Consider the following 14,748-nt stretch of genomic DNA (forward strand, 5'->3'; position numbering starts at 1 on the left):
TAGTAAATAACTTTAAGTAACAGAAAAATCATTCGCTTTTACTAAATTTTATGACTATTACTCAGCAACTAAATAAAATTGTTCGCCTTGTTTAATCATACCTAGTTGGCTTCGTGCTAATTCTTCAATGGTATCTAAGCCATTTTGTAACTCTACAACTTCTGCTTCTAATACCCGATTGCGCTGATAAAGCCCTTGGTTTTCTCGCTGTTGTGCAGTAATTTGTTGCTGGGTCTGCCACAGACGTACCACACCTGTATCACTAAACCAAAGCCGGTATTGCAACAGAGCCAATATCAACACTAATAATCCAGTTAGCCATTTCATAAGGTATTAAGCCCATAATTATATTTTCATTTTAACTCATCAGCGCCTAGTGGTGCATACGCAAAATACGGTAAGCACTTTACATATAAAACAAATTAGGGGGCAATGCCCCCTAATTTGGTATTTATGGTCATTCGTGAAGATCAACTAGGCTTTAAATTCTGCTCTACCTTTATAAGGAGCCTGATCTCCCAACTGCTCTTCAATACGTAATAACTGGTTGTATTTAGCAACACGATCAGAACGGCATAGCGAGCCTGTTTTAATTTGCCCTGCAGCAGTGGCTACAGCTAAATCAGCAATAGTGGCATCTTCAGTTTCACCGCTACGATGGGAAATCACTGCAGTATACCCTGCCTGTTTCGCCATATTAATTGCATCCAGGGTTTCTGACAGGGAGCCAATTTGATTAAATTTAATTAGAATAGAGTTAGCAACTTTCTCATCGATACCACGCTTGAGAATTTTAGTATTGGTAACAAATAAATCATCACCGACTAGCTGAGTTTTATCACCAATTTTATTGGTTAACACAGCCCAACCATCCCAGTCGCTTTCATCCATTCCATCTTCAATCGAAATAATGGGGTATTTATCCGTAAGTTCCGCTAAATAATCTGCAAAACCTTCACTGGTAAACGTTTTTCCTTCACCAGAGAGCTGATATTGGCCATCGCGATAAAACTCTGAAGAAGCGCAGTCCAATGCCAGCGTAACATCTTCACCTAATTTATAACCTGCTTTCTCAACAGCTTCAGCAATCACTTCAAGCGCTGCTTCATTAGACGGCAAATTAGGTGCAAAGCCACCTTCATCACCAACTGCCGTATTTAAGCCTTTGGCTTTTAATACAGATTTTAAAGCGTGGAAAATTTCTGCGCCAACCCGTAGCGCTTCACGAAATGACGGGGCACTAACAGGCTGCACCATAAATTCCTGAATATCGACATTATTATCTGCATGCTCACCACCGTTAAGAATATTCATCATGGGAACAGGCATACTGTACTGTCCGGTTGTGCCATTAATGTCTGCAATATGCTGATACAGAGGTATTTGTTTAGCTGCCGCCGCCGCTTTAGCCGCTGCTAAAGAAACTGCCAAAATGGCATTAGCACCTAACTTAGATTTATTTTCAGTACCATCCAGCGCTAGCATTTTATTGTCTAGTGCACGCTGATCAGTCACATCCATTCCTAATAATGCTTGCTTAATTTGCTCATTCACGGCTGCAACCGCTTTTAGAACCCCTTTGCCTAAATAACGGCTTTTATCACCATCGCGTAGTTCTAAAGCCTCTCTCGAACCTGTTGATGCACCTGAGGGAGCACAAGCCGAACCAATAAAGTCACCCGCTACAATAACATCAGCTTCAACTGTCGGATTCCCCCTCGAATCCAACACTTCACGGGCTTTAATATCAACAATTTCAATCATTGTGAGTTAACTCCAAAACTTTTCTAGGCAAATTATTCAGTGTCAATTTCAGGAAAGCTTTTTACCAGCTCATCAAGTGCTTTTTGTTGTTCTAAGAAAGGCTGTAATTTATCAAGTTTTAGTGCACAAGGCCCGTCGCATTTTGCCTGATTGGGATCAGGGTGGGTTTCTAAAAACAATCCTGCCAAGCCCGTTGCCATCCCAGCTTTCGCTAACTCATTAACCTGACTACGACGGCCATCTGCTGAGTCAGACCGCCCTCCAGGTCGCTGCAGTGCATGAGTCACATCAAAAATAACGGGGTAGTTCATAGCTTTCATTAAGCCAAAACCCAATGTATCTACCACCAAGTTGTTATAGCCAAACATAGTGCCACGCTCACAAAGCATCAATTGGGCATTACCTGCTTCTTCGCATTTAGTCAAAATATGCTTCATTTCATGAGGCGCTAAAAACTGTGCTTTTTTGATATTAATTGCAGCACCTGTTTTTGCCATGGCAACAACCAAATCAGTTTGTCTGGATAAGAAGGCAGGTAGTTGAATAATATCTGCCACCTCTGCTGTGGGTGCAGCCTGATAAGGCTCATGCACATCTGTAATGACAGGCACCATAAAGGTGTCTTTAACTTCCTGTAAAATCTTTAGTCCTTCCTCTAATCCCGGCCCACGATAAGAATGCATAGACGAGCGATTAGCTTTATCAAATGAGCCTTTAAAAACATAGGGAATATCCAGTTTTTCCGTCACTTTGACAAAATGTTCGGCAACTGTCATAGCCAGATCTCGCGACTCTAGCACATTGACACCACCAAATAAGACAAAAGGCAGATGATTAGCTACTTGAATGTTGCCAACTTTAATAATCTTCTGGCTCATATACACTATCTCAATTGTTTAACAATCTACTAACTTTCCTCGTGTGGTGCATTTTATTAAATACTCGTCACTTTACTAAATGCACCATTAATAAGCTTAACATTTACTTTGAAGCTTTATTGGATAGAGTCGCTTTTACGAAGTCAGTAAACAAGCCATGCCCATCTCTAGGTGTTGAAGTAAACTCCGGATGAAACTGGCAGGCAACAAACCAGGGGTGATCTGACACCTCAACCATTTCAACAAGGGCATTGTCTACTGAACGCCCAGAAATCACCAAACCAGCCGCTTCAAGCTGCGCCACGAAATTATCATTGACTTCGTAACGATGACGGTGACGCTCAAGAATAATATCCTTACCATAAGCCTGATGGGCTTTTGAATTAGGTTTCAACTGACAAGCCTGAGCACCTAAGCGCATGGTTCCGCCTAAGTCAGAATCATCACTACGGGTTTCTACTTCACCTTCAGCTGTTGTCCACTCGGTAATCAAGCCTACCACTGGGTGCTGGGTGGATTTATCAAACTCTGAGCTATGTGCATCAGTTAAACCCGCCACATGGCGTGCAAACTCAATAACCGCTACTTGCATCCCTAAACAAATACCAAGATAAGGGATTTTATTTTCCCGGGCATACTGCACCGCTTTAATTTTACCCTCAACCCCTCGCTGACCAAAGCCACCAGGCACTAAAATACCATCCACTTCATCCAAGGCATCTAGCCCTTCGGTTTCCAGCTGCTCAGAGTCAATATAAACCAGTTTCACCTTTGTGTGGGTTTTCAACCCCGCGTGTTTCATTGCTTCAATTAGCGACTTGTAAGCATCGAGCAAATCCATGTACTTGCCAATCATAGCAATTGTCACTTCATGCTCTGAGCTTGCTTCAGCCTCTACCACAGCATCCCACTCACTTAGGTCAGCAGGCTGGCACTCCATTCGAAAACGGTCAACGATAATGTCATCCAGCCCTTGTTTATGCAGCATACGAGGAATTTTATAAATAGAGTCTGCATCTTCTAATGCAATAACTGCACGCTCTTCAACGTTGGTAAACAAGGCAATTTTGCGTCTTGAGCCAGAGTCTATATGATGGTCTGAACGACACACCAAAATATCCGGCTGCAAGCCAATGGAGCGCAACTCTTTTACAGAATGCTGGGTTGGCTTGGTTTTAGTTTCTCCGGCAGTCGCGATGTACGGCACCAGCGTTAAGTGCATTAGTAAAGCTCTATCCTGACCTAGCTCTACTTTTAGTTGACGAACCGCTTCCAAGAAGGGCTGTGACTCAATGTCACCCACCGTACCGCCAATTTCCACTAAAGCAATATCGGCATCACCGGCACCTTTAATGACACGTCGCTTTATTTCATCAGTAATGTGAGGAATCACCTGAACTGTGCCACCCAGGTAGTCACCGCGTCGCTCTTTGCGTAGTACATCCTGATAAATACGACCAGTGGTGAAATTGTTATTACGGGTCATTGTCGTACGAATAAACCGTTCATAATGACCAAGATCCAGGTCAGTTTCAGCACCATCCTCAGTAACAAATACCTCACCATGCTGGTAAGGACTCATTGTTCCCGGATCAACGTTAATATAAGGGTCTAACTTAAGCATCGTGACATTTAAACCACGAGCTTCCAGAATAGCCGCCAGAGATGCTGACGCGATGCCTTTTCCTAATGAAGAAACAACACCACCAGTGACGAATATGTAGCGCGTCATGAAAAACCTGCAGAAGTTAGTTAATGTTAGCGGTTTATGACCATTAGATGTGGAGGGTGACTGGTCATCACAAGATGGGACGCCAGAATACCAGAATCTACTCGTAACCTCAATTTATCATTAGCTTAGAGAACTACTAGTTAGTAGTAGAGAATAAGTGGCTCTAAAACTCCCAATGAAACGAAACGCCTGACTCCCCCCCTTTACAAGCAAAGGACTCATTAACCAGTATGCCTGGTATAGCAACCAGCTCACCACCAGCAAGCAATAAAGGCCAGCGCTCTCTCAGCCAGGGTGGAACTTGATATGCCTGAAGCCAACGCTTTAAGGTTTTACGCCCCTGACGTCCAGGTACAGCAAACTTACCTATAGACACCTGTTCACGATAGGCAACCGTCAGGACTTTACCCTCCAGCTTGGCTGCACTGATTTCATTCTCAGCCTGACGGCAAAGTAACTGACCATTTTCCACTAGTTTAATTGTTTTATGTACCTGCCAATTCCAGTCCAGCTGCTGGTTAACTGGCAACCAACTCGCTAAACCCTCAGGCAAGAAAAATAGGCATTCTTGAAAACGTTTAAGAACTCCCTTTTGTTGGCCGTTGCCAACAGTAATAGTTGGCATTGCATCGTCTGCGGCGATAAGCAAAGAGTTTTCAAACTCCTGCAGTAATGGTCGAGTAATATTAATACCCAAGGGTTTAAGCCAAAAGCGAATCAAGTTATGTCGCCTGGGGGATGATAACTTTAGTAATTGCTGGCAATTTAATGGCTGAGCAAGCAATCCTTTACGCCAGTGTTCAAGAGGGGAAATCAGTGTGGCTTGATAATCTAAATGGGCCATATCCTCAAGTATACTTGCTGCATCCTGACAGTGTTCTCTGGTATTCTTTAGTTGACGAGATAAATATGGCCAGTGACATTCCAGCTTTGGCAAAACTTCTTGGCGCAAAAAGTTGCGACTAAAATCCAGCACGGCATTGGACTCGTCTTCCACCCAAGTTAATTGATGCTGCTGAGCATAGTGAAGCAAGTCAGATTTGGTATATGCCAGCAAAGGCCTGACTAAATGGCTCTTACCAATGGCACGGCTTGCAGGCATACCTGCCAAGCCCGCCACTCCTGAACCACGACAGAAACGAAATAACAGGGTTTCCAATTGATCCTGCAAATGATGGCCTAACAGTAGTACATCAGTTGCAGCTAAAAACTCTTCAAATACTTGATAGCGAGCAGCCCTGGCAGCCTCCTCAACACCTTTGCCAACAGATTTAACTATGACCTTTCTTACAACAAAATCACAACCCGACTCAGTAGCGACTCTGTGGCAGTTATTCTGCCACTGCTGTGCATTGGGGCTTAAGCCATGATTAACATGAAAAGCCACCAAAGGTAATTGGTGCTTGGTAGCAAACTGACAGGTTAAGTCCAACAAAACGGCTGAATCCAACCCACCGCTGAAAGCTACTACCAGGCGTGTGGGGCTATAGGCAGCTAGCAATCGTTCCAGGTTTTGGCAGTATAACTGGGGCAAGTCCATGAAGAGTTATTTGCTTTCAGTTCAACAAGATACCAACACTAAAAAGCCGACTAAATAGCCGGCTTTTTGTCAAAAAATCTACTCAGTTTTTACTGGCCAAACGAACCATACGACATCAGACGCTTGTATCGTAAATCCAATAGTTCATCAATTGAGTGGCGCTTTAACACATCCAATTCTTTAATCAGCGACTCTTTAATATTAGCCGCTATCTGTACAGGATCACGATGAGCCCCACCCAGTGGCTCTGGAATTAGCCGATCAACAAAGCCAAGCTCTAATAAACGATCAGCAGTAATCCCCATGGCCTCAGCTGCATCGGCTGCTTTTTCAGCACTCTTCCATAAAATGGAAGCACAACCTTCTGGAGAAATAACTGAATAAGTAGAGTACTGCAACATCATCAAATGATCACAAACACCCACAGCCAATGCTCCACCTGAACCACCTTCACCAACAACAGTGGAAATAATCGGAGTTTTCAGCCGAGACATAACCGCTAAGTTATAAGCAATGGCTTCACTTTGACCACGCTCTTCTGCATCAATCCCTGGATATGCTCCTGGTGTGTCAATAAACGTCAGTACAGGTATTCTAAACCGCTCGGCCAACTCCATTAACCGGCATGCTTTTCGATAACCCTCTGGCTTTGGCATACCAAAGTTGCGGCGTACTTTATCCTTTACATCGCGGCCTTTTTGATGACCAATAATCATCACGGGCTGATTTTCCAGTTTACCAATACCACCCACAATGGATAAATCATCAGCAAACTTGCGGTCACCATGCAACTCATCAAAATCAGAAAAAATATGTTCAATATAGTCTAAAGTGTAAGGACGCTGAGGATGCCTTGCAACTTGCGCTCTCTGCCAGGCTGTTAGCTTACTAAAAACTTGCTGAGTTCTCAGTTTACTTTTCTCTTTAAGCCTTTTTATTTCTTCAGCAAAATCAATAGCATTTTGCTCTGGAGAACTTAAACTCTCTATTTTGGCTTCCAGCTCTGCAATTGGCTGTTCAAAGTCTAGGTATTGGGGGTTCATAGTCGTAATTCTTGCCTTACTATAACGGTGGCTGCTAACGGATTATGCCCAACTAAAAAGGAGCATAAGATACGTGATTGTGACTACTTAGTCGAGTGCAGTTACACAACAGACCCGGTTTATGACTAAACAATTTATTTATACTGTAACTCGACGGCATGCTTACCATATTGCTGCTTAAGAGCTTGGATTAATTCATCAGTTGGCGATATCCACCATTGATTAGCCAGCACCAATTTAGCCTTAGCATCTTGTTTTTGATATTCAATGGTAATGGGTAGCTCACCTCTATGATCCGCCAGCAGTTTGGCCAGCAATTCTACAAAACCAGGCTGGCAGCCTTGCTCAGATAAGACTACTTGAAGCTGCCTAGCATATTTACTACGCGCCTCGGTTAAGTTAGCTAGAGACTTGGCCCGCACTTTTAGATTGTTAGTGTAGTCATCATGACTGACTTCGCCTTCAATTATTACCAGTGCGTCTTTTTCCAATTGCTGCTGATATTGCTCAAATTGATCTGAAAATACCGAGACTTCAATTCTTGCAGTACGGTCATCCAAAGTAATAAACGCCATTTTCTGCCCACGCTTATTACGCATCACTCGCAACGCAACAATCAACCCAGCAATATATTGGCTTTCTCTAGCTGGTCTCAAATCAACAATGCGGCTTCTAATAATATGCTTAATTTCAGACTCATACTGATCAATAGGATGGCCAGTTAAATAAAGCCCAAGGGTTTCTTTTTCCCCTTGCAAACGTTGTTTATCGCTCCACTCATAAGTATTGTGATAATACTCATAACAGTCTTGCTCTGTTTCAGACAAAATCTCACCAAATAAATCAGCATGACCACTATCCTGGCTTTTTGCTGCTTGATCAGCCGCTTTTAAGGCATCTTCCATAGCGGCTAATAATACTGCGCGATTTTTACCCAGCCGAGATTTTTCCTGGTATTGTTGCGCCCCTAACAGATCCAACGCCCCAGAACGAATTAACGCTTCCATTACCCGTTTGTTGATTTTTTTGCCATCAATGCGTTTACAAAAATCAAATAAATCCTTAAAGGCTCCCTCTTTTTTACGCGCATCAACAATAGCTTCAATTGGGCCTTCACCAACCCCTTTGATAGCCCCTAAGCCATAGACGATGTCATTCTGATCATTAACAGTGAATTTATATTCACTAACATTTACATCGGGTGGCGCAATATGCAATTTCATTGAGCGGCACTCTTCAATCAGAATCACCACTTTGTCAGTATTGTGAATATCTGATGACAGTACTGCAGCCATAAATTCGGCGGGAAAATACGCCTTTAACCAAGCCGTTTGATAAGAAACTAGCGCATAAGCTGCTGAGTGGGACTTGTTAAAACCATAACCAGCAAACTTTTCCATCAAGTCGAATATATAAGTCGCTTGCTCCGCAGGAATGTTATTGTCCGAGGCCCCCTTATTAAAAATTTCCCGCTGCTTGGCCATTTCTTCAGGTTTTTTCTTACCCATTGCCCGACGCAACATATCTGCTTGGCCCAGAGAGTAATTGGCCAACACCTGAGCAATCTGCATGACCTGTTCCTGATACAGGATTACTCCATAGGTATTAGATAATACAGGTTCCAAATCAGGATGCGGATATTCTACTGTGGCGCGACCATGCTTCCGGTTAATAAAGTCGTCTACCATCCCCGACTGCAATGGGCCAGGTCTGAACAGTGCCACTAACGCGATAATATCCTCAAAGCAACTCGGCAATAACCGCTTGATAAGCTCTTTCATCCCTCGTGATTCAAGCTGAAACACGGCAGTTGTTTCTGCTCGCTGGAGGAGCTTAAACACCAACCCATCTGTCAAATCGATCTGATTAATATCGATAGGCGCTTCACTCTGAATGGCACGACGCTTATTAATGGTTTCTAATGCCCAGTCAATAATGGTGAGGGTTCTTAATCCCAAAAAGTCGAACTTAACCAAGCCTGCTTGTTCAACATCATCCTTATCAAATTGGGTAACTAAGCCATGCCCTTCCTCATCACAATAAAGGGGGGCAAAGTCGGTCAGTTTGGTGGGTGCGATAACAACACCACCGGCGTGCTTCCCTACATTTCGAGTGGTACCTTCCAGTTTTAAGGCCATTTCCCAAATTTCTTGGGCAGCATCATCACTGGTTAGAAATTCACGGATGGTTTCTTCTTGCTCATAAGCTTTGGTTAGCGTCATCCCTACTTCAAAGGGAATCATTTTCGACAGTTTATCCGCTAACCCATAGGATTTACCTTGTACCCTTGCGACATCTCGAACTACCGCCTTCGCGGCCATAGTACCAAAGGTAATAATTTGGGATACCGCATCACGACCATAGTTTTGTGCCACATAATCAATGACTCGATCCCGGCCATCCATACAAAAGTCAACGTCAAAGTCAGGCATTGACACCCGCTCAGGGTTCAAAAACCGCTCAAACAGTAAGTCGTATTGAAGGGGATCAAGGTCCGTAATTTTCTGCGCATAGGCAACCAGGGAACCCGCACCCGACCCCCGGCCAGGCCCCACTGGTACGCCATTATTTTTTGCCCACTGGATAAAGTCCATCACGATCAGGAAATACCCCGGGAATCCCATCTGCAGAATAATATTCAACTCAAAATTCAGCCGATCAATATACTGCTGATGACGTATTTCATAATCAGCAGCAGAAGGATCTAAGGTTAAAGCCAAGCGCTCTTCAAGCCCCTGATGGGAAAACTCACGGAAAAACTGATCTATGGTTTTGCCATCAGGTACTGGATATTCTGGCAAAAAATATTTGCCTAACTGCACTTCAATAGTACAACGTTTGGCAATTTCCACTGTATTGGCCAGCGCTTCAGGTATATCAGCAAACAGCTCAATCATTTCCTCTGGTGAGCGTAAATATTGTTGTTCACTATATAATCGTGGACGACGCGGGTCGTCTAAGACCCTCCCTTCCCCAATACAAACCCGCGCTTCATGGGCATCAAAATCTTCTTCGTGTAAAAACCGTACATCATTAGTTGCAACAACAGGGCAGTTACAAGTTTCAGCAAGCGCTACAGCTGCATGTAAATACACTTCATCATTTTCTCGACCAGTACGCTGCAGCTCTATATAAAATCGGTTGGGAAAAATAGTCTGCCACTCTTTAATCAGTGCTTCTGCTTGTTGTTGATGGCCTGCCAATAATGCTTGACCAATTTCGCTGAGCTTTCCCCCTGAAATAGCAATTAACCCTGCAGACTTATCTTTAAGCCACTGCTTTTTCATAATGGCTTTTTCATGGTGCTGATTAGTTTGATAGGCCTGAGAAATCAGCTCGGTTAAATTACGATACCCTTCTTGATTTTGAATCAACAGCAACATTGGAAGTGGAGAGCTATCCTGCTCATCATTTTCCAACCAAACATCAGCGCCACAAATTGGTTTAATACCTGCTGCCAAAGCTGCTTTGTAAAACTTAACCAAAGCAAATAAATTCATCTGGTCGGTAATGGCAACCGCTGGCATCCCCTTAGCTACTGTTTTAGCAATTAAGGGTTTGATCTTTACAATGCCATCAATCAGTGAATACTCTGTATGCAACCGAAGATGAACAAAACTTGGCAGATTATTAGACATGCAGTCCTCTAAAGCCTCAACGAATAAACATAAAGCTAATTACTTTTAGTTCTGAAGTTTAATTGGCAACCTTTTCACCAACTTAAATTCAGCAATTGATATTGCATAGCAGCAGGCTATTTTATAAAACCCAAATTTATTTGCCAGTAGTGCATTCTGTAAATTAAGCAGTCGGCGTGCTGGGGAGCTAAAACACTCGCACCAGGGAAAAAAGTGTGTTTTCATTACTAACTGCACGAAATACAACAATACTGACGAACTTGTAGAGTCACACCAATGCTTTGCTCTAGTCCACAACAAATACTACAACACCGACTAGTTTGCTTAATTGTTGTGTTGATGTTAATAAGCATATCGAATCAGTCCCATGCCACAAAGTGCTCTCAACTAAAGGTTTCTGGCAATCCTGAATACCCACCTTTATTGTGGCGTGATCGCGCCAATCCTAAACAGCTAACCGGCGTTAGCATAGCACTGTTAAAGCAAGCAGTAGCAGACTTAAACATAAAAGTGAATGCAGTTTATGTAGGCCCTTGGTCTCGAGCCCAGGCAAAAGTAAAAGCAAATGAACTGGATATGCTGGCTGGCGCTTTTCTAACTGTTGAACGTACAACTTACATGGAATACGTTAAGCCTGCTTACACGCAGGTAGCAAATGTTGTATTTGTGCCAAGCGGCAAAGGCTTTAAGTTTAATCACTGGAATGACCTAAAAAACAAACGCGGGGCAACACTAATTAACAACAGTTTTGGCCAAAAGTTTGACCAGTATGCCCAGGACCATCTTGCTCTTTATGGGGTTCGCTCTTTAGAAATTGCTTTCAAGCTTTTATTAGCAAAACGAGCAGACTACGTTGTTTATGAGCTATATCCTGGACTTGCCTATGCCAAAGCCATGGGTATTAGCCAGGAACTACGCCACTTTGCTAATTATATTAACTCTGAGCCGCTATATTACACCTTTGCTTTAAAATCCCCCTGCCTTAAGGGCAATCTCCCCAAGCACCTGAGTAACTTCATTAAAAGCCAAAAAAATACAAATCTGGAAAAAGAGTTATTAGAGGAATACCTCCAACGCTGGCAGAGCCAAGCCCATTTAGTACTGGATGCACCACCTTAAGCAACTTTATTCAGGAAGTTCAGCTTTCCATTAATTTTTTTACTGGCTTAAATGAGCGTCGATAGATAGGAGCAACTCCTAGTTTCTCAAGTGCTGCTAAATGTGCTTTGGTTGGATAACCTTTATGCTTAGAAATACCATAGCCAGGATACTGTTGATCCAGGGCGAGCATTTCACGGTCTCGAGTCACTTTGGCTAAAATAGAGGCTGCCGCAATGGCTGGCACTTGAGAATCACCTTTAACAACAGCCTGGCTTGGATAAGGAAGCTCAGGACAGCGATTGCCATCAATAAGCACTAGCTCAGGTTTTACTGACAAACCTAACACAGCCCGCTGCATTGCCAACATGGTGGCATACAAAATATTGAGCTGATCGATTTCTTCAACTTCAGCCCTACCAATGTGCCATGACAGTGCCTGTTGCTGAATAACATCATATAATTGCTCACGCTTTTTATCTGATAGCTTTTTGGAGTCATTCAGCCCCTCAATTGGTTGATTGGGGTCAAGTATTACCGCAGCAGTCACAACTGCCCCACACAAAGGACCTCTGCCCACCTCATCAACACCAGCAATTAATTGATGCTGATTAACTTCCCAGCTTGCTTCAAAATGACTCATTTTATAAATTGATCCGCTATCATTTGGCTGACCACACGGGCTGCCTTTTCACTGGCTTGGCAGCGTAGTTGCTGATGAAGCTTTAAAAACAATGCTTCCGTTTCAACCCAGTCATTATTACCGGCCAGATTTGCTAAAGTGGCTTGCGCTAAATTATCAACAGTTGCTGCAGACTGAATATACTCTGGTATCACCTGTTGTTCAGCCAATAAATTAGGTAGTGCAACATAAGGCGCTTTTACCAGCCAGGATAATATTTGATAGGTTACAGGTGCCAACCGATAGGCCATTACCATCGGCCTTTTTAATAACATACCTTGCAAAGTGGCTGTACCAGATGCAACCAATACCGTATCTGCAGCGATCATCGCTTGGTCGGCCTGACCATCAACCAGTTTTACTCGGTCTTTAATGGTTGCATTTTCTGGCAAGCTAAGCAGTGCTTCAATTTGCTTTTTTCTGGCATTATTTGCACAAGGTAATATGGCATAAGCATCAGAATACTGCTCCAAGCAACGCTGAAAAGTAGCCAGAAACAGTTGTCCTAACTGTTTTATTTCCGAGCCACGACTACCAGGTAATAAAGCAACAACAGGCTTATTTGCTGGTAGCTGAAGCTCTTGCCGAGCAGCTACTTGGTCACTATATAAAGGAATTTCATCAGCCAGTGGATGCCCCACAAATGTAACTGGCACCTGATGTTGTTGGTAAAAAGCTGCCTCAAATGGCAGCAACGTAAGCATATGATCAACTGACTGAGCGATTTTTTTAACTCGATTTTGCCGCCAAGCCCATACTGAAGGGCTAACATAGTGAACTGTCGTGATCCCTGCCTGCTTCAGCTTATTCTCAAGCTCCAGGTTAAAGTCAGGTGCATCAATCCCAATAAAAATATGCGGTGGAGTTTGAGTGAAATAATTAAAAAGCTGTTTACGAACGCCGAGTAACTCTCTCAGTCGGCCAATTACTTCAACCAAACCCATAACGGAAAGCCGCTCCATGGGCACATGACTATTAAAGCCTTCCACTTCCATGAGTGGTCCGCCAATTCCTTCAAAGACTGCACCTGGAAAGCGTACTTTGAGCGACTTAATTAAACCCGACCCCAAAATATCACCAGAGGCCTCACCAGCCACTATACCAATCCGGAGAGGGCCTTTATAAAAAGGGTAATTTAGGTCAGTCATGACTTAGCGGGTAATTCCCCGGGTCGAAGCCTGTAAAGATTTTACAAATAAAGAGACTTCAGGGTAGCCTTGTTCTAATACAGCGAGTTTTTCGAGGGCAGCATCTAAAGTAAGTCCTTTTCGATATACTACTTTATACGCCTGCCGCAGTATTTTAATTAGCTCTGGTGAATACTGCCTACGCCTCATTCCCTCAAAGTTCATTCCATGGGCTGCAGCAGGGTTGCCACTTACCATCACAAAGGCTGGAATATCTTTAAAAACGGCAGCTTGAGCAGCAGTCATACTATAAGTTCCCACCTGACAAAACTGGTGCACTGTCGTATAACCACCAAGAATGGCACCTTGCCCTACTTTAACATGGCCTGCTACCGCCGCATTGTTAGCAAAAATACAGTCATCAGCAATAATACTGTCATGGCCTACATGAACATAAGCCATAAATAAGTTGTTGTTACCAATTAAAGTAACACTATTGTCCTGAACTGTGCCACGGTGAATAGTACAACCTTCCCGGATAACATTGTTATCACCAATTTCCAGGCAAGTCGGTTCACCTTGGTATTTTTTGTCCTGACAGTCTTCGCCTACTGAAGCAAATTGAAATATCCGATTATTTTTACCAATCCGAGTTGGTCCTTTAATAACCACATGAGAATGGATTACTGAGCCAGGTCCAATTTCAACTTCTGGCCCAATATAACTCCAGGGCCCAACTTCAACACCCTCAGCTAACTTCGCTTTTGGGTCAACGACTGCTCGCGAATCGATCAAAACTAGAGTTCCTTTTTGGCACAAGTTATTTCAGCGGAACTCACCATTTTGCCATCAACAACAGCTTCACAATAAAACTTCCATATACCACGTTTTTCAGTTTTGTAGGTGGCATTTAAAACCAACTGATCACCTGGCACAACTGGCTGCTTAAATCTTACTTTATCGGCACCAGCAAAATAATACACATGATTATCTTCCCGTTGTTTGCCACTCATTTTAAAACCTAAAATACCTGCGGCTTGAGCCATTGCCTCAACAATAAGCACTCCAGGCATAATAGGATGCTGGGGGAAGTGACCATTGAAGAAATCTTCATTAACCGAAACATTTTTGTAGCACTTAATGGTTTTGGCTTCCAGGTCCAGATCAACTACCCGATCAACCAATAAAAAAGGATACCTTTGAGGCAAAAACTCTTTAATTTCTTCAACGCGCATCATTTTCAACG

12 protein-coding genes are annotated in these 14,748 nt (G+C 43.2%); 1 reads left to right on the plus strand and 11 read right to left on the minus strand.

From position 1 onward, the window contains the following. Positions 1-57: 57 nt before the first annotated feature. From ftsB to dnaE, 7 genes are all read right to left on the minus strand, one after another. Entirely contained in the window at positions 58-327 is a 270-nt protein-coding gene (ftsB, locus tag G4Y78_RS21715) for a cell division protein FtsB (protein WP_163834988.1), read from the minus strand. Between the two features lie 147 nt (positions 328-474). After that, positions 475-1,764, minus strand: coding sequence for a phosphopyruvate hydratase (gene eno / locus G4Y78_RS21720; RefSeq protein ID WP_163834989.1), 1,290 nt, complete (start codon positions 1,762-1,764; stop codon positions 475-477). A 32-nt stretch (positions 1,765-1,796) separates the two neighbouring features. Further along, on the minus strand, positions 1,797-2,642 hold the full coding sequence (gene kdsA / locus G4Y78_RS21725; RefSeq protein ID WP_163834990.1) for a 3-deoxy-8-phosphooctulonate synthase: 846 nt from the start codon (positions 2,640-2,642) through the stop codon (positions 1,797-1,799). A gap of 103 nt (positions 2,643-2,745) precedes the next feature. Further along, positions 2,746-4,374 carry a CTP synthase gene (locus G4Y78_RS21730; protein ID WP_163834991.1) on the minus strand — a complete coding sequence of 543 codons (1,629 nt, stop codon included), beginning with the start codon at positions 4,372-4,374 and terminating at the stop codon, positions 2,746-2,748. 163 nt (positions 4,375-4,537) lie between these two features. Then, positions 4,538-5,914 (minus strand): tRNA lysidine(34) synthetase TilS, encoded by a 1,377-nt coding sequence (gene tilS, locus G4Y78_RS21735; protein ID WP_163834992.1) that lies wholly within the window; start codon positions 5,912-5,914, stop codon positions 4,538-4,540. 89 nt (positions 5,915-6,003) lie between these two features. Beyond that, positions 6,004-6,957: an acetyl-CoA carboxylase carboxyltransferase subunit alpha gene (locus G4Y78_RS21740; RefSeq protein WP_163834993.1), complete on the minus strand. Its 954-nt coding sequence runs from the start codon at positions 6,955-6,957 to the stop codon at positions 6,004-6,006. A 134-nt stretch (positions 6,958-7,091) separates the two neighbouring features. After that, a complete protein-coding gene (gene dnaE / locus G4Y78_RS21745; protein ID WP_163834994.1) occupies positions 7,092-10,595 on the minus strand; it encodes a DNA polymerase III subunit alpha in 3,504 nt (1,167 codons plus the stop codon). Positions 10,596-10,871: 276 nt separating this feature from the next. Here dnaE and G4Y78_RS21750 point away from each other — a divergent pair, with 276 nt between their 5' ends. Beyond that, a complete protein-coding gene (locus G4Y78_RS21750) occupies positions 10,872-11,714 on the plus strand; it encodes a substrate-binding periplasmic protein (protein ID WP_163834995.1) in 843 nt (280 codons plus the stop codon). A gap of 19 nt (positions 11,715-11,733) precedes the next feature. Here G4Y78_RS21750 and rnhB read toward each other — a convergent pair whose 3' ends face one another. Genes rnhB through fabZ form a run of 4 tightly spaced genes read right to left on the minus strand, consistent with a single transcriptional unit; the run spans position 11,734 to position 14,740 of the window. Continuing rightward, positions 11,734-12,336: a ribonuclease HII gene (gene rnhB / locus G4Y78_RS21755; protein ID WP_163834996.1), complete on the minus strand. Its 603-nt coding sequence runs from the start codon at positions 12,334-12,336 to the stop codon at positions 11,734-11,736. Next, positions 12,333-13,523: a lipid-A-disaccharide synthase gene (gene lpxB, locus G4Y78_RS21760; protein WP_163834997.1), complete on the minus strand. Its 1,191-nt coding sequence runs from the start codon at positions 13,521-13,523 to the stop codon at positions 12,333-12,335. Before lpxB ends, rnhB begins: the two co-directional genes overlap by 4 nt. A gap of 3 nt (positions 13,524-13,526) precedes the next feature. Then, positions 13,527-14,297 (minus strand): acyl-ACP--UDP-N-acetylglucosamine O-acyltransferase, encoded by a 771-nt coding sequence (gene lpxA, locus G4Y78_RS21765; RefSeq protein ID WP_163834998.1) that lies wholly within the window; start codon positions 14,295-14,297, stop codon positions 13,527-13,529. A gap of 2 nt (positions 14,298-14,299) precedes the next feature. Further along, positions 14,300-14,740: a 3-hydroxyacyl-ACP dehydratase FabZ gene (fabZ, locus tag G4Y78_RS21770; protein WP_163834999.1), complete on the minus strand. Its 441-nt coding sequence runs from the start codon at positions 14,738-14,740 to the stop codon at positions 14,300-14,302. Between the last annotated feature and the right edge of the window lie 8 nt (positions 14,741-14,748).

The organism is Spartinivicinus ruber, from assembly GCF_011009015.1.
In the GTDB taxonomy this organism is placed as follows: Bacteria; Pseudomonadota; Gammaproteobacteria; order Pseudomonadales; family Zooshikellaceae; genus Spartinivicinus; species Spartinivicinus ruber.